This is a genomic window from Blastococcus sp. PRF04-17 (genome assembly GCF_023016265.1).
Lineage (GTDB): Bacteria > Actinomycetota > Actinomycetes > Mycobacteriales > Geodermatophilaceae > Blastococcus_B.
The window spans coordinates 3,081,914-3,103,692 of the sequence record NZ_CP095412.1 but is presented as its reverse complement, the minus strand read 5'-3'; the positions used below and the strand labels follow the sequence as shown (position 1 = coordinate 3,103,692).

The following is a 21,779-nucleotide window of genomic DNA, read 5'->3' as shown; positions in this document are numbered from 1 at the left end:
CCCGAACGCGCTGACGTTGCCCGGGTTCGGGGGCACCAGCGTCCGGGGCAGGTTCAGGATGTCCATCAGCCGGCAGGCCAGCAGCGAGCCGGAGCCACCGAAGGTGGTCAGGGTGAAGTCGCGGACGTCGAGCCCGCGGGCCACGGTGACCTGGCGCAGGGCGTTGGCCTGGTTCCACGCCGAGATCTCGAGGATGCCGGTGGCGGCCCGCTCGAGGTCCAGGTTCAGCTTCGCGCCGAGCTGCTCGAGCCCGGTGCGTGCCGCGTCGACCGAGAGCGGGATCTCGCCGCCGAGCAGGTGGGGCGGGATCCGGCCGAGGACGACGTGGGCGTCGGTGACGGTCGGCTGGTCGCCGCCGTTCGGGTAGCACATGGGGCCGGGATCGGCGCCGGCCGACTGGGGGCCGACCTTGAGCGTCCCCTCGGGGAGAGCCAGGCGATCGAGCCGCCGCCCGCGCCCACGGTGACCACGTCGATCATCGGGATCTTCGAGGGGTAGTCGCCGACCGAGCCCTCGGTGGTGAGCGTCGGCTCGCCGTCGATGACCACGGTCACGTCGGTGGAGGTGCCGCCCCCGTCGCAGGTGAGCACCCGGTCGAACCCGGCGGTGCCGGCGATCAGCGCCGCCCCGAGGGCGCCGGCGGCGGGGCCCGACAGCATCGTCGTGATCGGCTGGTGCACGACCTCGCCGGCCGAGAGGACGCCGCCGTTGCTCTTCATGACGTAGAACGGCACGCCCGGGGCGATCTCGTCGAGCCGCCCGCGGATGTTGGTGACGTAGGCGGCCACCTTGGGCTTCACGGCGGCGTCGACCAGCGTGGTCACCGATCGCTCGTACTCGCGGTACTCGCGGAGCACCTCGGAGCTGATGGACACGACGGCCGAGGGGTGCTCCTCGCGGATCACCTCGAGCATGCGGCGCTCGTGGGCGTCGTTCGCGTAGGCGTGCAGGAAGCAGACGCCGACCGTCGAGATGCCGGCGTCGGCGAAGAAGCGGGCCGCGGCGCGGGCGTCGTCCTCGTCGAACGGGCGGACCTCGGCTCCGGTGTGGTCCAGCCGCCCACGCACGGTGCGCACGAGGTCGGCCGGGACGATCCGCGGTGGCTTGACCCAGAAGTAGCTGTTGCCGTAGCCGTCGGGGACCGACTGGCGGGCGATCTCGAGGACGGACTCGTAGCCCTCGGTCGTCATGAAGCCGATCCGGTCGAGCTTGCCCTCGAGCAGCTGGTTGGTGGCGACCGTCGTGCCGTGGCTCACGGCGGTGACGGCCTCCCCGGGGAGGCCCATGAGGTCGAGCACCTTGCGGACGCCGGTGAGGAAGCCCTCGGCCGGGTCCGCGGGGGTGGACGGCGTCTTGGTGGTCGTCGTGCGGCCGGACTCCTCGTCGACGGCGACCACGTCGGTGAACGTGCCCCCGGTGTCGATCCCGATACGGACCCGGCGCGCGCTCATGGCAGAAACCTTAGCGCTGAGATAACGGGTCGGGAAGTGGCCCGGGGGTGGCGTCGTCGGCCGCGGTGCGGCGGCTGGCCGGCGGGCCGAGATCGGTCGCAAACGTTGCGGAGCGTGCAACCCCGGACCGAAAATCCGTCAGCCGACCGGAGACGGGCGAGGAGATCCGCCGTATCGTCCCGGCACGGCGCCCCTCAGCGGTGCGCCCACCCGACGCCAGGGAGTGCCAGGGGTGATCGCGCAGGGACGAGGCTCGCAGGGATGGGGCTGCGCGCCTGCCCTCCACCCCGATGACCTGCTGCTCGCCTTCGTCGCGGCCAGCGACGTCCTGATCTGCATCGTCGACGGCGACGGCCGAATCCTGCTGGCCAACCCGGCTCTGCAGCGGTTCACCGGGTTGAGTGCCGAACTGCTCGAAGGGCAGCGGTTCTGGGAGGTGTACGTCGTCCCGGAGCACGTGGCCCTGGCGCAGGACGCCGTCGAGCGGGCGATGGCCACCGGGGTGGCGACTCCGCAGGAGGGCGACTGGTTGACCGGGGACGGCGAGCGGCGGCGCGTCTCGATGCGCAACACCGTCCTGCACGACGAGGACGGCCGCCCCTATGCGATCGGCTGCGTGGCGGTGGACGTGACCAGCGAGCGGCTGCGCGAGGCGCAACTGCACGCCCGCGCGCAGACCGACCTGCTCACCGGACTGGCCAACCGTGGCGCCCTGTTCGACGCGCTGCACGCCCACCTGGCGGACGGTCCGGGCTGCGCGCTGCTGTTCTGCGACCTCGACCAGTTCAAGACCGTCAACGACGAGCACGGGCACGCCGTCGGCGACGCGCTCCTCGCCGAGGTCGCCGGCCGGCTCACCTCGCACACGGGCCCGTACGACCTGGTCGCCCGGTTCGGCGGCGACGAGTTCGTGATCATGTGCTCGCGGCGCGACGAGGAGGAGCTGCAGGAGCTCGCCCGGCGGGTGACCGAGTGCGTCGGCGCTCCCTATCCGGGGCCGGAAGGGCCGCTGCGGGTCGGCGTCAGCGTCGGAGTGGCGGTCGGTCGGCCGGGTGAGACCGCCGACGAGCTGATCAGCCGGGCGGACCGGGCGATGTACGGGGTGAAGACGCACCGCCACCGGTTCAGGCGGTGAGCGCCGCCGCGGGTCGCAGCGCGTCCACCGGCCCCGGGCGGCCGAACTGCCAGCCCTGCCCGTAGTCGACGCCGAGGGTGCGCAGGACGACGTCCTCGGCGGCGGTCTCGACGCCTTCGGCCACGACCTGGACGTCGCAACCGTGCGCGAACTCGACGAGCGAGTGCACGAGCTTGGCGAGGACCGGGTCCTCGTGCACGCCCGTCACGATGCTGCGGTCGATCTTGATGACGTCGGGCGAGGTGACGACGATGTGCCGCAGCGACGAGAAGCCGGCGCCCACGTCGTCGATCGCCAGCCGCAGGCCGGCCCGGCGCAGCGGCGCGAGGGCGGTGTCGAGGGCGTCGTAGTCCTCGACCTGGTCGTGCTCGGAGAGCTCCAGCAGCACCCGGTCGAGCGGCAGGCGGGCGAGCAGCGCCTGGCAGGCGGCGGTCAGGAGCGTGCCGGGGGAGACGTTCATGGAGACGTAGCCGTCGATGTCGGCCAGCACCTCGGCGGCGCGCTGGAGCGCGAGCAGTTCGAGGCGGTGCCCCGCGCCGATGCCGTGCGCCTCGGCGAAGACGACGTCCGGCGCCTTCCCCCACTCGGCGGGGAACCGGCTCAGCGCCTCGACGCCCACGCGGTACCCGGTGGAGAGGTCGACGATCGGCTGGACGGCGATGACCGGGCCACCGGCCGCCATCACCGGCCCAAGGCGGGTCTCGATCTCGGTTCGCTCCTGCTGCGAGCGCACCCCCGGCTCGACGATGACGGCGGCGGCCGAGGCGAGCACGTCCATCAGCGTCTTGTCGCGGGTGGTGAGTTCCTTGTCCGAGGTGAGCCCGAAGGCGCAGAAGGTGCCGTACAGCGAGCCGTCGCTGAGCACCACGGGCGCGGAGACGTAGCTGCGGATCCGCGGGATCTTCGCCGTCGGCAGCTTCATCGCCTCCGGGAAGGCCTTCACGTCGGGGATCACCGCCGGCAGCCGCCCGTCGATGATCGCCTGGCAGAACGAGGTCTCCTGGCGCTGCGTCATCCCGTCGGAGAACAGCACCGGGATGGCCGAGTCGACCACCTCGAGGTGCTGGGTCGTGCCGTCGAGCCGGCTGAGGAAGGCGACGCTCAGGCGCAGCGATTTGCGCGCCGTGTGCAGCAGGTCGGCGATCTGCTGCTCGGCGTCGGTGCGCTGACGGGCCACGTCTACCCCATCGACGTCCGCAGCCCTTTTCTGAAGAAGGGTCGCCCGTCGGGTCGATTCGCGTCCCGCCCGTTCGACGTCTGGTCGACGGGCCGCCAGCCGGGATCGGTCCCACCGTCTCGAAGGAGATCGCCATGCGCCCCCTCGTCGTCACCACGTTCGTCACCATGGACGGGGTCATGCAGGCCCCCGGAGGCGCCGGGGAGGACCCCTCGGGTGGCTTCGGCTACGAGGGCTGGCTGCCGCCGCACTTCGACGAGGGCATGGGCGAGCAGATGAACGAGTGGTTCGCCGGCGCCCAGGACTTCCTGCTCGGCCGGACGACGTACGAGATCTTCCACGCCTCCTGGCCGCAGATGATCAGCGATGACCCGGTGTCCCAAGGCATCAACTTCAAGAAGAAGTACGTCGCCTCCCGCACGCTGACGTCGATCGAGTGGGAGACCGCTGAGCTCCTGTCGGGGGACGTGGCCGCCACCGTCCGCGCGCTGAAGGCCGAGGACGGCGGGGAGTTGCAGGTGCACGGCTCGGCCGGGCTGATCCAGACGCTGCTGGCGGAGGACCTGGTCGACGAGCTGCGGCTCATGGTGTTCCCCGTGACGCTGGGTCAGGGGAAGCGGCTCTTCGGCGAGGGGACCATCCCGCGCACCTGGCGGCTGACGTCGTCCAGGGCGTCGTCCACCGGCGTGCTGATGACGACCTTCCAACGGGTCGGCGAGGTCGAGCTCGGCTCGGTCGGCCCCGAGTACAACTGACCGCCCGGTCGGCTGCGGCCGTCACCACGGGGTCGTCGGCCGCGTAGACCAGGCGCAGCGTGCTCAGCGGACTCGATCACCGGACCGACACGTACCGCTCGTTGCCGAACTTCGCGCGCAGAAACGGCCGCCGCCGTCCCGGATCGGTTCCACACTCGTCGCGGACCAGCGCCGACGGTCGGCCGGTCCCGTGCACCGGAAGGGGTGACGTCATGGAGACCAGACCCGGCTTCGAGACGGGAGGCCCGCCCGGCACGGGCCGGACCGGCGAGACCTCTGGCGAGCGGCGATCGCGGTGGGACCGCATCACCGCGATCGCCGGCCTGCTGTTCTTCCTGCTGGTGGTGGCCAGCTTCTTCACCCCGGATACGCCGGAGTTCGACATCGGACCGGATCAGCTCGCGTCGGCCCTGAGCGAAGACCGGACCGGGCACCAGATGTCGCTGCTGCTCGGTTTCCTGTCCGACATCGCGTTCATCGTCTTCCTCGCCGGGCTGTGGAGCAGGTTCCGGCGGCACGAGGGCGAGGGCGGCATGATGGCCGGCCTCTTCGCGATCGCCGGCGCTGCGTTCGTCGCCACCATCCTCGTCTCGGGAGGCCTGTACCTCGCGCTGGTCCAGGCCGCCGAGACGGCTGACCCCTCGACCCTCCCGACGCTGGCCGTGCTCGACTACTGGGTCGGGCTCGGCACGGTGTCCGCAGGGATCGCGATGATGATCGGTGCGACGGGCGCGATCTTGAGTACCCACGCTCTGCCGACGTGGCTCGGGTGGCTTGCCGGCGCGGTCGCCGTCCTCCTCGTGGTGAGCCTCGGTGCCGTCTTCGAGGGCAGCGAGGAGGCATGGTTCGTGGGCATCGGCGGGTTCGGCGGATTCCTGCTGTTCATGGTCTGGGCGCTCGCCACGAGCATCGTGCTGCTGATGCGGCCACGGCACCACGCCGCCGCGGGGGCTCGAGCGACGTAGGTCGGGTCACGGAGCACCTGACCGCCGGTTGGCGGCGGGCGGCCCGCCCGAGCAGGGCGGCGCCGCCCACCGCTGCCCGCACCCTGGTCATCGGTCGGCAACGTACCGGTCCGGAACTGCCCGCCGTGCGTTGTCGGCTCTCCGGCGTCGTGGTCTGATCTTGAGGGATGACAAGGGCGTCTCCGGGGGGCGAGGAGGGCCGATGGCCGAGGTGCACGGCAGCTGCGACGACCGGTTCGCGGGGGTGCGGGAGGCCCTGGCCGAGCAGCTGGACGGCGACGAGCTCGGCGCGTCGGTCGCGGTGGACCTCGACGGCGAGACCGTCGTCGACCTGTGGGGCGGCTGGCGGAACGAGGCCCGGACGGCGCCGTGGACGCAGGACACCATCGTCAACGTCTGGTCGACGACCAAGTGCGTGCTCAACCTGGCCGCGCTGATGCTGGTCGAGCGGGGCGACCTCGACGTCTTCGCGCCGGTGGGCAACTACTGGCCCGAGTTCTCGGCCAAGGGCAAGAAGGACGTCGAGGTGCGGCACATCATGTCGCACACCTCGGGCGTCTCCGGCTGGGAGCAGCCCTTCTCGATCCGGGACATGTACGACTGGGAGACCGCCTGCGAACGGCTGGCCCGCCAGCGGCCGTGGTGGTCGCCCGGGGCGGCGTCCGGGTACCACGCGGCCACCCAGGGACACCTCGTCGGCGAGGTCATCCGGCGGATCACCAACACGACGTTCGAGCACTTCGTCGAGCACGAGATCGCCGGGCCGCTGGGCGCCGACTTCCAGGTGGGCGCCCGGCCGCAGGACTGGGACCGGATCGCTGATCTCGTACCTCCGCCGAGGGTCGATCCCGACCCGTCCACCGACCTGAGCACGGTGGCCATGCGGACGTGGATGGGCCCGGTCATGTCGACCAAGGCGTGTTCCTCGCCGGAGTGGCGGGCTGCCGACCTGGGGGCGCTCAACGGGCACTCGAACGCCCGTGGCGTGCTCGACGTCCTGCGGGTGCTCTCCCTGGGCGGCGAGGTGGGCGGCCGGCGGCTGCTGTCGGAGAAGACGATCGACCTGATCTTCCAGGTGCAGGCCGACGGGGTGGACCTGGTGCTCGAGCAGCCGTTCCGCTGGGGGATCGGCTACTGCCTGGGGTCGCCGATCGTGCCGTACGTGCCGTCGGGGCGGGTGGCGTTCTGGGGCGGCTGGGGCGGCTCGCTGGCGGTGATGGACCTGGACCGGCGGCTGACGATCACCTACATGATGAACCGGATGGCGCCGGGGATCATCGGCTCGCCGCGGGCCGAGGCCTACGTCCGGGCCGTCTACGACGCGGTGGGGTGAGTGGCGTGAATCTGGACGACGTCGTCCCCGGGGCCGACCACGTCACCCATCAGGCGCGGGTGATCGACGCCCCGGCGCAGGTGGTGTGGGACGAGCTGCACGCGATCAAGCTGACCGGTCTGCCGCTGACGATGGTGCTGGGCGGCATGCGCGTGCTGCCTCTGCTGCTGACGGGTCGGTGGCGCGGCGGACTGCGCCAGACCTTCCTCGACGTGGTGCCGATCCCGCGCCTGAGCTCGGAGCCGCCGCGGGCCGTCGTCTTCGGCGGGGTGCTGCGGCCGTGGCGCATGACCGGCGGAGAGCAGGGGCCACCGCTCGATGCCGCCGGCGTGCGGGACTGGTCGGAGCCGGGGTGGGTGCGCGTCGGCATGGAGTTCCGCCTGTCGCCGTCGGTCGGCGGGACGCGGCTGAGCTGCGAGACCCGCATCGCCGCGACCGATGCGGAGGCGCGGAAGCGGTTCGACCGCTACTGGTTCGTGGTCGGGCCGGGCAGCTCGGCGATCCGGTGGGAGCTGCTCACCGCCGTGGCGCTGCGCGCGGAGGACCGCCGCTAACCGACGTCCAGGGCCACGCCGGTCTCCCGCTCGCTGACCTGCCAGAGCTCGTCGATGCGCCGCTGCAGGTCCCAGCGGCGCAGGATCGGCCGGCGGACGGCGGGACCGTTCGAGACGTACCGCGGGGCGTAGAGCTCGCCCCCCTTGGCGTGCGGGTCGGTGGCGGCCCGGAGCTGGGGGCGGGCACCCTCGGCGGGGGACATGCCGGCGCGATTGGCCAGGACCTCGGAGAGCGCGGCGCCCCAGCCGCCGCCCTGCTCCCGGACGGCGCGCGACTGCAGGTCGGTGTCGGACAGGCCGGGGTGGGCGATGAGGCTGATGGCGCCGACCTTCGCCTTGGCGAACTGCTGCTGCAGTCCGAGGCCGAAGTGGTAGTTGGCCAGCTTGGCCTGGGCGTAGGCGCGCCACGGCTTGTACCTGCCCTCGAGGTGCGGGTTCTGCGGGTCGACCACGCCGCCCATGAACCGGGCCGTGCTGGTGACGGTGACGACGCGTGCCCTTTCTGCTCTCAGCAGGGCCGGCATCAGGTGCGCGGTGAAGGCCCAGTGGCCGAGGTGGTCGACGCCGAGCTGCATCTCGAAGCCGTCCTCGGTGCGCCGCTCCGGCATGGCCATGACACCGGCGTTGTTGACGAGGATGTCGACCCGTTCGTGCTTCGAGCTGATCGTCCCGGCCGAATCGGTGACCGACTTCAGCGAACCGAGGTCGAGCGGGACGATCTCGGTCTCGGCCCGCGGGTTGCGGGCGTGGATCTGCTCCTCGGCCGTCGTGGCCTTGGCCTGGTCCCGGGCGGCGAGGACGACGTGGGCGCCGGCGCCGGCCAGCTCGTGCGCGGTGACCAGGCCCAGGCCGCCGTTGGCACCGGTCACCACCGCGACGCGTCCGGTCAGGTCAGGGATGTCGGCCGGGGTCCACATGCGGCCCAGTCTGCGTGCCGCCGCGATGGCGCGCTGTCGAACCCTCCGGCCGTTGTGCGCCTGTCCACGCCATCCGCGAGAGATGAGGTGGATCCGCGCACAGTCGCGCCCCCAGGACGATTCCGCGGAAGCGCCATGTCACACGGAGGCTGCCTGTCCCGTCTCCATGAGGACGAAGGGAGACAAGCCATGACGACCATGCTGAGGGCGGGGCTGGTGCTGCTGGCCGCCGTCGAGTGGGTGCTGGGCCTGTGGACGGCGTTCCTCCCGCGCAGCTTCTACGAGGACGTGCCGACGGTCGACCTCACGCCGCCGTTCAGCGAGCACCTCATGCGCGACGTCGGCGGGGCCACGCTCGGGCTGGCGATCGCGCTGACCGCGGCAGCGATCTGGCTGGAGCGGCGGCTGGTCGTCGTGGCACTGCTCGCCTACCTGGCGTTCGCGCTGCCGCACCTCGTGTTCCACGTGGCACATCTCGAGCACGCGACGCCCCTCGAGGCGACGGTGCTGGTCGCCCTGCAGGCCGGCGCGGTCGTGCTGCCGCTGGCCCTGCTGGCGATCACCCGTCGAGCAGGCCTGCCTCGTGCGCCAGGATCGCCGCCTGCGTCCGGTTCGCCAGGTCCAGCTTCGCCAGCAGCCGGGAGACGTACGTCTTCACCGTCGCCTCGCTGACGTAGAGCTTCTTCGCCAGCTCCGCGTTGGACTCGCCGCTGCCGAGCAGGGTGAGCACCTCGCGCTCGCGGTCGGACAGCTCACGGATCCGGCGCAACGCCTGCGCCTTGCGCGGAGCGGCCCGCTTATCCACGTAGGACTCGATGAGCGTCGCGGTCACCTTCGGCGACAGCGTGGCGGTGCCGTCGGCGACCGCCCGCACCGCAGCGGCGATCTCGCGGGGCGGGGTGTCCTTGAGCAGGAAGCCGGCGGCTCCGGCGGCCAGCGCCGCGTACACGTACTCGTCGGCGTGGAACGTCGTGAGGACGGCGACCTGCGGCGGATGCGCCTTGGCGAGGATCTCCCGCGTCGCCCTGAGCCCGTCCATCACCGGCATCCGGATGTCCATGAGGACGACGTCGGGCCGCAGCTCCTCGGCAGCATGGACGCCGGCCAGCCCGTTGGCCGCCTCCCCCACCACCGCGAAGTCGCCCGACGCCTCGAGCACGGTGCGCAGACCGAACCGCACGAGCTCCTCGTCGTCCACGAGCAGCACCTTGATCGTCACGCCGGCAGCACCGCCTCGACGAGGAAGCCGCCGTCCAGCCGCGGTTCTGCCCGCAACGTGCCGTCCAGCGTGCGCACCCGCTCGCTCAGCCCCACCAGGCCGAAGCCACCGCCCGTGCGGTCGAAGGCGGGCCCGATGGGCGGGCCGTTGACGACCCGGACGAGCAGCTGGTCCGGCTCGCGGACGACGTCCACGGTGACCGCGGCTCCCGGTGCGTGCTTGCCGGCGTTGGTGAGCGCCTCCTGCACGATGCGGTAGGCAGCACGGGAGACGGCCGGCTCCACGGGCGCGGCGTCGGGTCGCGGCTGGGTGAATGCGACGGTCATGCCGGCGGCACGGCACTCCTTGACCAGCCGCTCGAGGTCGTCGAGCCCTGGCTGGGGCGTCAGCGGCGCGCCGTCGTCCTCGCCGTCCCGGAGCACCCCGACCGCCTGACGGAGCTCGTCGAGGGCCTGCCGGCCGGCCACCTGGACCTGGCAGGCCAGCTGCTCGACGCGGCCGCGGTCGGCGGCGGCCATCTCGATGGCGCCGGCCTGCAGGACCATCAGGCTCACCCGGTGGCCGACGGCGTCGTGCATCTCGCGGGCGATGCGGGCGCGCTCGCTGGCGATGGCCTCGCGGGCCAGCAGCTCGCGCTCGGCCTCCGCCTTCTCGGCCCGCTCGGTGAGCGCGGTCATGAGGTCGGCGCGGGCGCGCACCCAGGCGCCGATCGCGCCGGGCAGCAGCACGATGAACGCGATCGACGCCAGGCCCCCGACGATCTCGCCGACCGAGGGCTCGGTCCAGAACTGGCTGACGGCGACGGAGCCGACGACGCCGGCGACGACTCGGGGCGGCCAGCGGTCGGTGTAGCGGCCGACTGCGTAGGCACTGAGCGGGATGGACCCGCCGATCGCGGGCTGGACGGCGCCGAGGGCGGCCGCCAGCAGGAAGGGAACCAGCGGGGCGCGGCGGCGGAAGAACAGCAGGGCCAGGCTCACGACCGTCGAGGCGACGGCGGCGGTGGCGGTGGAGACCAGCGATGGGCCGGGGGTCCAGGAGACGGCGCTGACGCTGAGCCCGCCGAGCACCGCGATCAGCACCTCGAACCAGATGCTGCGCACGGAGAGGCCCGGCCACAAGCGCGCGCGGAGCCTCATGGGCGCCAGCGTAGGGCGGCGATCGTCGTCCCCGGGTCGGCCGCGGGATGACCCCTGGGGTCAACTTTCGGATGACGGGCGATCGACGTCCGACCAGCGCATTCGCTGCTCGCGACTGACGCGAGGCAGCGGCGCCGACCGGTTCTCTGTGCCGTGACACCGGATGGACCGGAAGCGACGAGGAGAACCGAGATGATCACGGTCAGCGGACTGACCAAGAAGTACGGCGACCGGACGGTCGTCGACCAGGTGACGTTCGAGCTGGAGCCCGGCACGGTGACCGGCTTCCTCGGCCCGAACGGCGCCGGCAAGAGCACGACGATGCGGATGATCACCGGCCTGGTGCCGGCGACCTCCGGCACCGCGCTGATCGACGGCCGGCCCTACACCTCGCTCCCCAACCCGGGCGCGGTCATGGGCACGCTGCTCGACGCGGGCGCCGTCCACCCCGGGCGCACCGGGCGGACCCACCTGCGGCTGCTGGCCGCGACGCTGGGCGTCCCGGCCTCCCGTGCGGACGAGGTCCTCGAGCTGGTGGGTCTCACGGCCGCCGGGGGACGACGGATCGGCGGCTACTCGCTGGGCATGCGGCAGCGCCTCGGCATCGCGGCGGCCCTGCTGGCCGACCCGCCGGTCCTGATGTTCGACGAGCCGGCCAACGGGCTGGACCCGGAGGGCATCCGCTGGATGCGCGACCTCCTGCGCGGGCACGCGGCGCGCGGCGGCACCGTGCTCCTCTCGTCGCACCTGCTGGGCGAGGTCGAGCACACCGTCGACCGGCTGCTGGTGATCGGCGGCGGCAAGGTCGTCGCCGACGGACCGATCTCCGAGCTGCTGGGCTCGGACGGGACCGTCGTGCGGGCACTGGACCCGATCGCCCTGTCGGCGGCACTGGGGGCGGCCGACCTGGAGGCCCGTCCCCAGCTGGACGGCTCCCTGATCGTGCCGGCGGCCACGCCGAGCGCGTCGGCCGGGTGGCCGCCGTGAACGGCCTGGTGCTGACCGACCTGCGGCCGCAGGACCGTGGCCTCGAGGACCTCTTCTTCCAGCTCACGGACGCGGCATGACCACCACCCTCATCCAGCCGACCTCCTCCACCTCGCACCGAAAGGCATCCGCGATGAGCACCACCGCAACCGCCACCCTTCCGGCCGCCGGATCGATGGCCCGACGGACCGGTCCGTCCTTCCCGGCGCTGACCGGCCTGGAGATCCGCAAGTCCCTGTCCACCCGCTCCGGCAAGGCAGTGGCCGCGCTGGCCGTCGGAGTCGGTCCGCTCGGGGTGCTGCTCGCCACGTTGACCAGCGGCGGCGGAGTGGTCGCGGCCATCGCGCTCGGCATCATGGGCATGCTGATCGCCCTCGTCCTGCTCGCTCTCGGCGTGCTTTCCACTGCGGGGGAGTGGACCCACAAGAGCGTCGAGCGCACCTACCTGCTGGTTCCGCAGCGGGGACGGGTGCTCGCCGCCAAGGCCACGGCGATGGCCGTGCTGGGCCTGGTGCTCGCCGCGGTCGGCGTCGGACTCGCGGTCGGCACGCTGGCGGTCGTCACGCCGGATGTCGTCTGGTTCGCGGCCGGCCAAGCCGTGATCGCCGTCATCGCCTCCGGCGCCGCGTTCGCGGTCATCGGGGCCGGGATCGGTGCGGCGGTGGGCAACTCGGCCGCCGCGATGATCGCGACCTACCTGACCGTCCTCGGCATCCTGCCGGTGGTGAACTCGGTCAAGCCGGAGATCGCCGAGAAGCTGGACCCGGCCTCCTCGATCGTGACGCTGGCCCAGCACGGGGCGGCGACCACGCCGATCGTGGTGATCAGCGCCTGGGTGGTCATCTCGACCATCGCCGGGATCGTCATCACCCGCCGCCGCTCGGTGGCCTGACCCCGCAGGGTCAGCACGGTCTGAGGGCTGTCTCCCCCAACGGGGAGGCAGCCCTCACTGCGTTCTGATCCCGAGAGCCAGGGGTGCCGTCGGTCGTCAGCCCTTGCGGCGGCCGAGGCGGAAGCCGACCAGGACGCCGAGCAGGGTGAGCGCCGCGCCGGCGGCGGCGCCCAGCAGGACGGACTGGAGGTCCGTCGGCGCGGCGCCTGTCGCAGCCGCCTTGCCGGTGAAGACGCGCGGTGCCTCGGCGGGCGCGCCGGCCGCGGCAAGTCCGGTGTCGCTCACAGCCGCCGCGGATGGCGCTGTCGAGATCGGCACCACGGCGCCGGTGAGCTCGTCGTCGATCGCCTTGAAGAACTGGCCGGCCATGCGCTTGGCGACGCCGGTCATCATCCGCTGGCCCACGCCGGCCACCGCGCCGCCGACCACGGCGTCCGCGGAGTAGGTCAGCGTCGTCCCCTCGTCCGACGGCTCCAGGTTGATCAGCACCTTCGCCCGCACGTTCCCCGGGCCGCCCGCGCCGGATGCGTGCATCACGTAGGACTTCGGCCGCTGCTGGTCCGACAGCCGCACCTCTCCGGCGTAGGTCCCGCGGATCGCGCCCACCCCGACGGTGACGTTCATCTTGTACTCGTCGTCGCCGACCTGCTCCAGCGACTCGCACCCGGGGATCGTCCGCGCCAGCACGGCCGGGTCGGTGATCACCGACCACACCTTGTCGGGGTCGGCATGCAGCACCGCAGAGCCGTCGAGGTTCACGCCATCGCTCCTGCCTCGCGACGGGCAGCCGTCGCGGTCCGTTCCGAGTCGGGGGATCGCACCAGGTCGTACAGCTCGGTCGGCGAGATCGGCATCGACGCGATCCGCCGTCCCACGGCGTCCTCGATCGCCGACGCGATCGCCGCCGTCCCGGGGATGACGCCGGCCTCGCCGGCGCCCTTGATCCCCAGCGGGTTCAGCGGCGACGGCGTCTCCTGGTGGTCGATGTCGATGTCCGGCACCTCCGAGGCGTAGGGCATCAGGAAGTCCATGAACGAGGCGTTCTGCAACTGCCCGTCGGCGTCGTACGCCATCCGCTCGTACAGCGCCCCGCCCACGCCCTGCGCGACGCCGCCCTGGACCTGGCCCTCGACGATCATCGGGTTCACCACGTTGCCGCAGTCGTGCACCACCGCGTACTTCACGATGTCGATCTCCCACGTCGCCGGGTCGATCTCCACCACCGCGGCATGCGCGCCGGAGGCGAACGTCGACCGGATCGGCGAGTAGTAGTCCCGGTGCTCCAGCCCCGGCGCATCGCCCACCGCCACCGGCGGCTTCGAGTCGTCGCCCGGGATGGCGAACTGCGTCGCCTGCTTCGCCGCCTCGTCGAACGCGTACCGCAGGGGGTTGGACAGCACCGCCACCGTGCGCAGCGGGATCGACGCCCCCGGCGTCCCCTTGACCTGCACGACGCCGTTGTCGATCTCCAGGTCGTCGACGTCGGCCTCGAGCACGTCCGACGCGATCCGCAGCGCCTTCTCGCGCACCCCCGGGCGGCCAGCGCGATCGCGTTGCCGCTCATCACCGCGGCCCGCGACGCGAACGTGCCCACCGCGTACGGGAAGCGCCGGGTGTCGCCCGTCGTCACCTCGACGTCGCTGATCGGCACCCCGAGCTCGTCCGCGACGATCTGCGCGAACGACGTCTCGTGGCCCTGGCCCTGCGACGTCAGCCCCGTCGAGACAAGCACCTTCCCGGAGCCGAGCACCTGCACGTGCCCGCCCTCGTACGGGCCGGGCCCGGTGCCCTCGACGTACAGCGCCATCCCGATGCCCAGCAGCTTGCCGCGCGCCCTGGCGTCGGCCCGCAGGGCGTCGGCCTCGGACCAGCCGACGAGCGCGCGCAGCTTGTCGAGCAGGCCCGGGTAGTCGCCCGAGTCGTAGATGACCGGCCGGCCGTCCTGGAACGTCAGCCGGTGGTCGTACGGGAACTGCTCGGGCTGGATGAGGTTCCGCTCCCGGACGACGGCCGGGTCGAGCCCGAGCTTGTCGGCGATGCGATCCATGGTCCGCTCCATCGCGTAGCAGGCCTGTGGCCGGCCCGCGCCGCGGTACGGCGTCACGATCACGGTGTTGGTGTAGAGGCTCTCGACCTGCACCCGGTACACCGGGATGGCGTACGGGCCGACCAGCTGGGTGGCGGTGATGATCGGCACGATGATCCCGTAGGGCGTGTACGCGCCGTTGTCGTGCAGGACGTGGACGTCGAGGGCCTTGATGCGGCCGTCGTCGTCGAAGCCGACGGTGATGTCCTGGCGCTGCTGCCGCTCGTGCGCCGAGGAGATGAAGTGCTCCCGTCGGTCCTCGGCCCACTTGACGTCGGCGCCGAGCGCGATCGCCGCCATCGGCACCAGCAGCTCCTCGGGCCACGGGTGCATGATCTTCACACCGAAGCCCCCGCCGACGTCGGGCGCGATCACCTCGACCCTGTCCAGTGACAGCTCGAGCTTGGCGGCGATCGCCGCACGCACCGACGTCGACGCCTGGGTGGCGGTGTGCACCCGGAGCGAGCCGTCGTCCGGGTCCCAGCGCGCATGCACGCCGCGGCCCTCCATGGGCATGGACGCGCTGCGCTCGATGTACTGGGTCCACGACAGCGTCCGCGGCGACGTCGCCAGCGCCGCCTCGACGTCGCCGGTCTCCTGGTGGTGGTGCGCGGCCCGGTTGTCGGGGACGTCCTCGTGCACCCAGTGCGTCGCCTCGCGGGCGGCGTCCACCCCGACGACGACCGGCAGCTCCTCGTAGGTGACGAGGATGCGTTCGGCGACGTCCTCGGCGACGTACCGGTCGGTGGCGACCACCATGACGATCGGCTCGCCGACGTGGTTCACCACCCCCGCGCCAGCGGGTAGCCGGTGCGCGGCGCGTGCAGCTGCGGGTGGGGGATGAGGACCGGCAGCGGCTCGGCCATGGGGCCGGTGAGGTCCTCGTAGGTGTAGATCGCGACCAGGCCGTCGACGTCGAGGGCGCCCTCGACGTCGATTTCGGTGATCCGGGCGTGCGCATGCGGCGACCGCACGAAGGCGCAGGCGAGGGCAGCCGAGCCGATGTCGTCGAGGTAGCGGCCCTTGCCGACGATGAGCCGCGCGTCCTCGCGCCGGCGGACCGGCTCGCCGAACAGCTTCGTCGTCACCGCCGGCCTCCCCGAGGAGCCGAAACCGCGGTTTCGGCTCCGAGAAGAGCGACCAGAACCGCGGTTTTGGCTGTCACTGGGCGTCCTTCATCGCGGCCGCCGCGTGGTGCACGGCCTTCTTGATGTTGGCGTAGCCGGTGCACCGGCAGAGGTTGCCGCCGACGATCTCGTCGACCTCCTCCTCGGTGAGCCCCGCCGACCGGTCCCGCTTCTCCAGCTCCGCCGCGATCGTGGTCAGGAACCCCGGCGTGCAGAACCCGCACTGCAGCGCGTGGCACTCGCGGAACGCCTCCTGCACCGGGTGCAGGGTCCCGTCGGGAGCGGCCAGGCCCTCGACCGTCGTCACCGCGTGGCCGTCCACCTGGACGGCGAGCATCAGGCACGAGCGCACCGGGTCGCCGTCGACGAGCACGGTGCACGCGCCGCAGACGCCGTGCTCGCACCCGACGTGCGTGCCCGTCAGCCCCAGGTCGTGCCGGAGCGCGTCGGACAGCAGCCGGCGCACCGGCACGGTCGCCTCGCGTGGAACACCGTTCACCGTGACGGTGATCGTCCGTTCCGTGTCGACGGTCATTCGAAGCCCCCAGCGGCCTCGGCGGCGGCCGAGGCCAGAGTCCGTTCGGTCAGCACCCCGACCAGCAGCCGCCGGTAGTCGGCGCTGGCGTGGATGTCGGTGTCCGGGTCGACCAGCGACCGCGCCAGCTCGCCGGCGCCGGCCCAGTCGGCCTTGTCCACCGGTGAGCCCACCACGGCGTCGGTCAGGTCGTGCACCTCGGGGGTCAGCCCCACCGAGACGTAGGAGGCGCGGACGCGCTCCACCCGGCGGTCGGCATCCAGCGTGACGACGACGCCCGCCCCGCAGACGGCGTAGTCGCCCTTGCGGCGGGCGACCTCGGCGAAGGCGGTGCCGGAGCGGGCGGGCAGCGCGGGGAAGAAGGCGGACGTGACGACCGCGGGACCGTGGACGGAGGTCTCCAGCGGGCCGACGAAGAAGTCGCGCCAGCCGACGGTCTCGACGCCGTCCGGAGACGCCACGGAGACGGAGCCGTCGGTGAGGGCGAGGACTGAGGTCATCTCGCCCGAGGGGTCCGCGTGGGCGATGGAGCCGACCGTCGTCCCCCGGTTGCGGATGGCCGGGTGGGCGACGTTCGCCGTCGCCCGGGCCAGCAGTGGCTGGACCCGGGCGGCGGCGCCGTCATGGAGTAGCTGGTTGTGCCGGACGAGCGCCCCCACCGTCACGCCGTCCCCGGTGGTCTCGACGGTGTCGAGACCGGGCACCCGGTTGATGTCCACCAGCGTGGCCGGCGCCGCGAGCCGCATGGAGAGCAGCGGGAGCAGCGACTGGCCGCCGGCGAGCACCTTGGCGCCCGCCCCCTCGTCGGACAGGACTGCGAGGGCCTCGTCCAGGGTGCCGGGGTCGGCGTAACGGAAGGGAGCTGGTTTCACCGGTCGCGCGTCTCCCCGGGGTCGCGCGGCAGGCGGTACTCCTCGCCGGTCACCCGGTCGACGGAGGACGGGTCGGCGCTGACCTCGCGGCCCCCTACGTTCCGCTCGGTGACGTCGACCCGGTCCGCGCCCACGACGCTGACCTCGTGGCCGCCGTGGCCGAAGCTGGTGCCGGCGGCCGGGTGGGCACCCTCACGGGTGAGTGCGGCCTTCATCTCCGCCGGGGCGACCGCGCGGGCGAGGTGCCAGGCCGCGACCGCGACGATCGAGCCCAGGGCGATGCCGTTGAGCAGGAAGGTGTCGGTGAACTCGAGGGTGACGTTGCCGATGCCGATGATGATGCCTGCTGCGAGCGGCACCAGGTTGATCGGGTTGGCGAAGTCGACCCGGTTCTCCTTCCAGATCTTGGCACCGAGCAGGCCGATCATGCCGTAGAGGACGACGGTGATCCCGCCGAGCACGCCGCCGGGCACGATGTTGATCAGCGCGCCGAACTTCGGCACGAGACCGAGCAGGATCGCCACGATCGCAGCCACGTAGTACGCCGCGGTCGAGTACACCCGCGTGGCGGCCATGACGCCGATGTTCTCGGCATAGGTCGTCGTCGGCGAGCCACCGACGGACGTCGCGACGACCGTGCCGACACCGTCGGCGAAGACGGCCCGGCCGATGACCGGGTCGAGGTCGCGCTTGGTCATCTCGGCGACGGCCTTCACGTGCCCGGCGTTCTCGGCCACCAGCGCGATGACGGCCGGGAGCACCAGGAGGGCGAAGTTGAAGGAGAACGACGGCGCGGTGAACTCCGGCAGGCCGAACCAGTCGGCCTGACCGACGGAGTCGAAGTTGATCCGGTCGCGGGTGACGACCTCACCCGTGCCGTCCGGCGAGGTGATCTGACCGGCCGTCACGTCGAGCAGGATCGACAGCAGGTAGCCGAACACCAGGCCCAGCAGGATCGAGATGCGGGCCCAGAAGCCGCGCAGCGCGAGCGCGCAGACGATGACGAAGGTCATCGTGGCAAGCGCGACCCACTGGTCCTGCGGCCAGTAGATGCCGGCGGCGACCGGGGCCAGGTTGAACCCGATCAGCATGACCACCGCGCCGGTGACGGCCGGCGGCAGCACCTTGTTGACCGCCCGGACACCGGCGAACTGGATGAGCAGGCCGACGAGCGCCAGGACCACGCCGGCGATCAGGATCGACCCGACGACGTCGCCGGAGTCACCTCCTGCCGCCCGGACGGCGAAGACGCCACCGACGAACGAGGCGCTGGTGCCCAGGTAGCTGGGCACCTTTCCCTGCACGATCAGCAGGAAGATGATCGTGGCGACGCCGCTCATCATGATCGCCAGGTTGGGGTCGAGCCCCATGATGAGCGGGAAGACGAACGTCGCCCCGAACATCGCGACCACGTGCTGCGCGCCGATGCCCACCGTTCGCGGCCACGACAGTCGCTCCTCGGGTGCTACGGCCTCACCCAGCGGCGGTGCCTTGCCGTCCCCGTGGACGGTCCAGCCCAGACCTAGCGCCATCCCTGCCTCCTCGACGTGCACTTCCGACCCGGATCGGTGCCGGTCAACGGCCGTTGTCGGCCCCGGGAGGCGCCAATGTGGCACGCCGGGAGCCCCGGCGGAAGTACCTCACTGCTAAATCGTTATTGCAGGTGAACGCCGTTACTTCACCGCTGAGACATCTGTCGGTACGGTCCTGGGGGTGACCGCCACACCACCCCCACCCGTCACCTCCGGAGTGCGGTCGGTGACCCTGCGATCCGGCGTCTACGCCGACTCGGTACGCCTGATGCAGGTGAGCCGGGAGATCTCCGCGAGGGAGGGCGTCACCGCGGTGCTGGTCGCCATGGCGACGCCGCTGAACCTCGAGCTCGCCGCGGGGATGGGCCTGGCGCCCGACGAGGACGCCTCGCCCGAGCAGCTGCTCATCGCCGTCAGGGCTGCGGACGACGAGGCCCTGGCCGCGGCGGTCGCCGCCGTCGACGCGGCGCTGGCCGCCCGCGAGCGGTCCACCGGCAGCGCCCAGGCCATCCCCCAGCGCACCATCGGTGGCGGGCTGGCCGAGCTGCCCCAGGACGCCTCGGCGCTGGCGATCATCTCCGTCCCCGGCGCCTACGCCACCGCCGAGGCGGCCGACGCGATCGCCGCCGGGCGCAGCGTGCTGATCTTCTCCGACGGTGTGCCCGTCGAGCACGAGGTCGCGTTGAAGCGGGCCGCGCACGACGCCGGCGTCCTCGTCATGGGCCCCGACTGCGGCACCGCCATCGTCTCGGGCGTCGCGCTCGGCTTCGCCAACGTCGTCCGCCCGGGGCCGATCGGCCTGGTGGCGGCCAGCGGCACCGGTGCCCAACAGGTCTCCTGCCTGCTCGACATGGCGGGGGTCGGCGTCTCGCACGTCCTCGGCGTCGGCGGCCGCGACCTCAAGGAGGCCGTCGGCGGGCTGGCCACGCTCGACGCACTCGCCGCCCTCGACGCCGACCCGTCCACCGAGCGGGTCCTGCTGGTCTCCAAGCCGCCCGCGCCCTCGGTGCAACACGCCGTCGAGGCGGCGGCCGCGCAGCTCTCCGTGCCGGTGCGCTCCGCCGTGCTCTCGGCCGAGGCGCCCGACCTGACCGCCGCCGTCGAGGCGCTGCTGGGAGACATGCGCGTGGACGTGCCCACCTGGCCGTCGCGTCCGGGGCCTGCCGAGGCCGCGGTCCCCGGCGCCACCCTGAAGGGCTACTACTCCGGCGGCACCCTCGCCGACGAGGCCATGCTGCTGGCCGCGCCGTCGCTGGGCGAGATCCGCTCGAACATCCCGCTGCGCCCCGACCTGGATCTCGGGACGGACCTGTCCGCCACGGGGCACGTCGTCGTCGACTTCGGGGACGACGCCCTGACCGTGGGCCGCGCGCACCCGATGATCGACCCGACCCTGCGGCTGGAGGCGATCGCCGAACTGGCCGCCTCCGACGAGCCGGCGGTGCTGCTGCTCGACGTCGTCCTCGGGTACGGCGCCGACCAGGACCCGGCGGCGACCCTGGTGCCGGCCCTCGAGGCCGCCCGGGCGACCAGGCAGCTGCCGGTCGTGGTGGCGCTGGTCGGCACCGACGGCGACCCGCAGGGCTGGTCGCGGCAGGCCGACGCGCTGGCCGCCGCCGGAGCCGCCGTCTTCGCCTCGAACGCGCAGGCCACCCGCTACGCCCTCGATCTGCTGGGAGCTGCCCGATGACCCTCGGTGGCCTGTTGTCCGCTCCGCCGCAGATCGTCGCCGCCGGGGTCGACGTCTTCTCCGATGCGCTGCGCGCCCAGGGCGCCGAGGTGCACGATGTCGACTGGCGTCCGCCCGGGTTCGGCGACCCCGGGGACCTGGCCGCCCTCGTGCTCGACCCGCGGCGCAACGCGGCCAACCGCGTCGCCGTCGAACGGGTCCTCGCGGCCGGCTCGCAGCTGGTCGACGTCCGGCCGGCCCGCGAGGTCATCGGCCTCGCCGACCGCACCCTGCTGCACGCCGGCCCGCCGATCGACTGGGAGCGGGCCTCCGGCCCGATGCGCGGCGCGCTCATCGGCGCCTGCCTGTTCGAGGGCTGGGCCGACGACGAGGACGACGCCGTCCGCATGCTCGCCGGGGGCGAGATCGCGCTGGACCCCTGTCACCACCACCGCACCGTCGGCCCCATGGCCGGTGTCACCAGCCCGTCGATGTGGATGTGGTGCCTCGAGGACCCGGTGCACGGCGGGCGCGCGTTCTGCTCGCTCAACGAGGGCCTCGGCAAGGTGCTGCGCTACGGGGCGTACGGCCCCGAGGTGATCGAGCGGCTGCACTGGATGTCCGACGTCCTCGGGCCGGTGCTGGCCGCCGCCGTCCGGGCGATGGCCGAGCCGCTGGACGTGAAGTCGATCCTCGCCCAGATGCTGCAGATGGGCGACGAGGGGCACAACCGCAACCGGGCCGGCTCCGCACTCACCCTGCGCGAGCTGTCACCGACCCTGGTCGAGGTCGACGCCCCGGCGGCGGACATCTCCGCCGTCTTCCGGTTCATCGGCGGCAACGAGCACTTCTTCCTCAACCTCGGCATGCCCACCGCGAAGCTCGCGCTCGACGCCGCCCGCGACGTCCCGGGCTCCACGATGGTCACGGTGATGGCCCGCAACGGCACCGACTTCGGCATCCAGACCGCCGGCACCGGCGACCAGTGGTTCACCGGCCCGGCCAACACCCCCGAGGGTCTCTTCCTCGGCGACTACGGGCCGGACGACGCCAATCCCGACATCGGCGACTCGGCGATCACCGAGACCTACGGCGTCGGCGGGTTCTCGATGGCCGCGGCGCCGGCGATCGTGCGGTTCGTGGGCGGCACCGTGCCCGACGCGCTGGCCACCACCGAGCGCATGTACCAGCTGACGCTGGCGGAGAACCCGGCGATGGCGATCCCGATCATGGGGTTCCGCGGGGCGCCGACCGGGATCGACGTCGTGAAGGTCGCCCGCACCGGCTGGCTGCCGCAGATCAACACCGGCATGGCGGGCCGCGTCGCGGGCACGGGGCAGGTCGGTGCCGGGCTGGTCCAGCCGCCGCAGGAGTGCTTCGAGCAGGCGCTCGCCGCGCTCGCCGCGGAGTCCCGCACGGCCTGACCGTCCGGGG

At 72.5% G+C, this 21,779-nt stretch carries 19 protein-coding genes and 2 pseudogenes; 10 read left to right on the top strand and 11 right to left on the bottom strand.

What is annotated here, in order from left to right:
* Positions 1-33 precede the first annotated feature (33 nt).
* Positions 34-1,451 (bottom strand): annotated as a pseudogene (locus MVA48_RS15660) (hydantoinase/oxoprolinase family protein); the annotation flags it as partial.
* Positions 1,452-1,683: 232 nt separating this feature from the next.
* Between MVA48_RS15660 and MVA48_RS15655 the strand changes: the two are divergent.
* On the top strand, positions 1,684-2,586 hold the full coding sequence (locus MVA48_RS15655; RefSeq protein ID WP_246981621.1) for a diguanylate cyclase domain-containing protein: 903 nt from the start codon (positions 1,684-1,686) through the stop codon (positions 2,584-2,586).
* Here MVA48_RS15655 and MVA48_RS15650 read toward each other — a convergent pair.
* The gene (locus MVA48_RS15650) at positions 2,576-3,763 is read right to left on the bottom strand and encodes a sensor domain-containing phosphodiesterase (RefSeq protein WP_246981620.1); all 1,188 of its coding nucleotides are present in this window, start codon (positions 3,761-3,763) and stop codon (positions 2,576-2,578) included. The two genes, MVA48_RS15655 and MVA48_RS15650, sit on opposite strands and share 11 nt — an antisense overlap.
* A 134-nt stretch (positions 3,764-3,897) precedes the next feature.
* Between MVA48_RS15650 and MVA48_RS15645 the strand changes: the two genes are divergently transcribed.
* The 4 genes from MVA48_RS15645 to MVA48_RS15630 all read left to right on the top strand — a co-directional run bounded on the left by MVA48_RS15645 (position 3,898) and on the right by MVA48_RS15630 (position 7,370).
* A complete protein-coding gene (locus MVA48_RS15645; RefSeq protein ID WP_246981619.1) occupies positions 3,898-4,518 on the top strand; it encodes a dihydrofolate reductase family protein in 621 nt (206 codons plus the stop codon).
* A 212-nt stretch (positions 4,519-4,730) separates the two neighbouring features.
* Positions 4,731-5,483: a hypothetical protein gene (locus MVA48_RS15640; RefSeq protein WP_246981618.1), complete on the top strand. Its 753-nt coding sequence runs from the start codon at positions 4,731-4,733 to the stop codon at positions 5,481-5,483.
* Between the two features lie 202 nt (positions 5,484-5,685).
* Positions 5,686-6,816 (top strand): serine hydrolase domain-containing protein, encoded by a 1,131-nt coding sequence (locus tag MVA48_RS15635; protein WP_246981617.1) that lies wholly within the window; start codon positions 5,686-5,688, stop codon positions 6,814-6,816.
* Between the two features lie 5 nt (positions 6,817-6,821).
* Positions 6,822-7,370, top strand: coding sequence for a hypothetical protein (locus MVA48_RS15630; protein ID WP_246981616.1), 549 nt, complete (start codon positions 6,822-6,824; stop codon positions 7,368-7,370).
* Here the strand turns inward: MVA48_RS15630 and MVA48_RS15625 are convergent.
* Positions 7,367-8,287, bottom strand: coding sequence for an oxidoreductase (locus MVA48_RS15625; RefSeq protein ID WP_246981615.1), 921 nt, complete (start codon positions 8,285-8,287; stop codon positions 7,367-7,369). The genes MVA48_RS15630 and MVA48_RS15625 overlap by 4 nt on opposite strands.
* A gap of 189 nt (positions 8,288-8,476) precedes the next feature.
* Here MVA48_RS15625 and MVA48_RS15620 point away from each other — a divergent pair, with 189 nt between their 5' ends.
* The gene (locus MVA48_RS15620; protein WP_246981614.1) at positions 8,477-8,959 is read left to right on the top strand and encodes a hypothetical protein; all 483 of its coding nucleotides are present in this window, start codon (positions 8,477-8,479) and stop codon (positions 8,957-8,959) included.
* Here MVA48_RS15620 and MVA48_RS15615 read toward each other — a convergent pair.
* Both MVA48_RS15615 and MVA48_RS15610 read right to left on the bottom strand, forming a co-directional pair.
* Positions 8,847-9,506, bottom strand: coding sequence for a response regulator transcription factor (locus MVA48_RS15615; RefSeq protein WP_246981613.1), 660 nt, complete (start codon positions 9,504-9,506; stop codon positions 8,847-8,849). The two genes, MVA48_RS15620 and MVA48_RS15615, sit on opposite strands and share 113 nt — an antisense overlap.
* Entirely contained in the window at positions 9,503-10,645 is a 1,143-nt protein-coding gene (locus MVA48_RS15610; protein ID WP_246981612.1) for a sensor histidine kinase, read from the bottom strand. The genes MVA48_RS15615 and MVA48_RS15610 overlap by 4 nt, the downstream gene beginning before the upstream one ends.
* Before the next feature lie 192 nt (positions 10,646-10,837).
* Here MVA48_RS15610 and MVA48_RS15605 point away from each other — a divergent pair, with 192 nt between their 5' ends.
* Entirely contained in the window at positions 10,838-11,632 is a 795-nt protein-coding gene (locus MVA48_RS15605; protein WP_246981611.1) for an ABC transporter ATP-binding protein, read from the top strand.
* Positions 11,633-11,708: 76 nt separating this feature from the next.
* The gene (locus MVA48_RS15600) at positions 11,709-12,524 is read left to right on the top strand and encodes an ABC transporter permease subunit (protein ID WP_371821153.1); all 816 of its coding nucleotides are present in this window, start codon (positions 11,709-11,711) and stop codon (positions 12,522-12,524) included.
* Between the two features lie 96 nt (positions 12,525-12,620).
* Here the strand turns inward: MVA48_RS15600 and MVA48_RS15595 are convergent, their stop codons facing one another.
* The 6 genes and pseudogenes from MVA48_RS15595 to MVA48_RS15570 form a co-directional block, all read right to left on the bottom strand.
* The gene (locus MVA48_RS15595; RefSeq protein WP_246981609.1) at positions 12,621-13,283 is read right to left on the bottom strand and encodes an SRPBCC family protein; all 663 of its coding nucleotides are present in this window, start codon (positions 13,281-13,283) and stop codon (positions 12,621-12,623) included.
* A pseudogene (gene cutA, locus MVA48_RS15590) lies at positions 13,280-15,369 on the bottom strand (aerobic carbon-monoxide dehydrogenase large subunit). Before cutA ends, MVA48_RS15595 begins: the two are co-directional and overlap by 4 nt.
* Positions 15,370-15,392: 23 nt before the next feature.
* Complete coding sequence (locus MVA48_RS15585) at positions 15,393-15,698, bottom strand: hypothetical protein (RefSeq protein WP_246981608.1); 306 nt, start codon at positions 15,696-15,698, stop codon at positions 15,393-15,395.
* Positions 15,699-15,771: 73 nt separating this feature from the next.
* Entirely contained in the window at positions 15,772-16,272 is a 501-nt protein-coding gene (locus tag MVA48_RS15580) for a (2Fe-2S)-binding protein (protein WP_246981607.1), read from the bottom strand.
* Positions 16,269-17,144: an FAD binding domain-containing protein gene (locus tag MVA48_RS15575; RefSeq protein ID WP_246981606.1), complete on the bottom strand. Its 876-nt coding sequence runs from the start codon at positions 17,142-17,144 to the stop codon at positions 16,269-16,271. The genes MVA48_RS15580 and MVA48_RS15575 overlap by 4 nt, the downstream gene beginning before the upstream one ends.
* Positions 17,141-18,676, bottom strand: a complete 1,536-nt coding sequence (locus MVA48_RS15570) for a uracil-xanthine permease family protein (RefSeq protein ID WP_246981605.1) — start codon at positions 18,674-18,676, stop codon at positions 17,141-17,143. Before MVA48_RS15570 ends, MVA48_RS15575 begins: the two co-directional genes overlap by 4 nt.
* A 226-nt stretch (positions 18,677-18,902) precedes the next feature.
* On the opposite strand from MVA48_RS15570, the gene MVA48_RS15565 reads away from it, so the two are divergent.
* Together MVA48_RS15565 and MVA48_RS15560 are read left to right on the top strand one after the other, a co-directional pair.
* On the top strand, positions 18,903-20,366 hold the full coding sequence (locus tag MVA48_RS15565) for an FdrA family protein (RefSeq protein WP_246981604.1): 1,464 nt from the start codon (positions 18,903-18,905) through the stop codon (positions 20,364-20,366).
* Complete coding sequence (locus tag MVA48_RS15560; RefSeq protein ID WP_246981603.1) at positions 20,363-21,769, top strand: DUF1116 domain-containing protein; 1,407 nt, start codon at positions 20,363-20,365, stop codon at positions 21,767-21,769. Before MVA48_RS15565 ends, MVA48_RS15560 begins: the two co-directional genes overlap by 4 nt.
* Positions 21,770-21,779 lie beyond the last annotated feature (10 nt).

Bases quoted from the DNA above. Each gene is read 5' to 3' on its own strand.
- MVA48_RS15645 (WP_246981619.1), top strand. From the start codon at position 3,898: ATGCGCCCCCTCGTCGTCACCACGTTCGTCACCATGGACGGGGTCATG.
- MVA48_RS15610 (WP_246981612.1), bottom strand. From the start codon at position 10,645: ATGAGGCTCCGCGCGCGCTTGTGGCCGGGCCTCTCCGTGCGCAGCATC.
- MVA48_RS15635 (WP_246981617.1), top strand. From the start codon at position 5,686: ATGGCCGAGGTGCACGGCAGCTGCGACGACCGGTTCGCGGGGGTGCGG.
- MVA48_RS15580 (WP_246981607.1), bottom strand. From the start codon at position 16,272: ATGACCGTCGACACGGAACGGACGATCACCGTCACGGTGAACGGTGTT.
- MVA48_RS15620 (WP_246981614.1), top strand. From the start codon at position 8,477: ATGACGACCATGCTGAGGGCGGGGCTGGTGCTGCTGGCCGCCGTCGAG.
- MVA48_RS15570 (WP_246981605.1), bottom strand. From the start codon at position 18,676: ATGGCGCTAGGTCTGGGCTGGACCGTCCACGGGGACGGCAAGGCACCG.
- MVA48_RS15640 (WP_246981618.1), top strand. From the start codon at position 4,731: ATGGAGACCAGACCCGGCTTCGAGACGGGAGGCCCGCCCGGCACGGGC.
- MVA48_RS15600 (WP_371821153.1), top strand. From the start codon at position 11,709: ATGACCACCACCCTCATCCAGCCGACCTCCTCCACCTCGCACCGAAAG.
- MVA48_RS15625 (WP_246981615.1), bottom strand. From the start codon at position 8,287: ATGTGGACCCCGGCCGACATCCCTGACCTGACCGGACGCGTCGCGGTG.
- MVA48_RS15560 (WP_246981603.1), top strand. From the start codon at position 20,363: ATGACCCTCGGTGGCCTGTTGTCCGCTCCGCCGCAGATCGTCGCCGCC.
- MVA48_RS15605 (WP_246981611.1), top strand. From the start codon at position 10,838: ATGATCACGGTCAGCGGACTGACCAAGAAGTACGGCGACCGGACGGTC.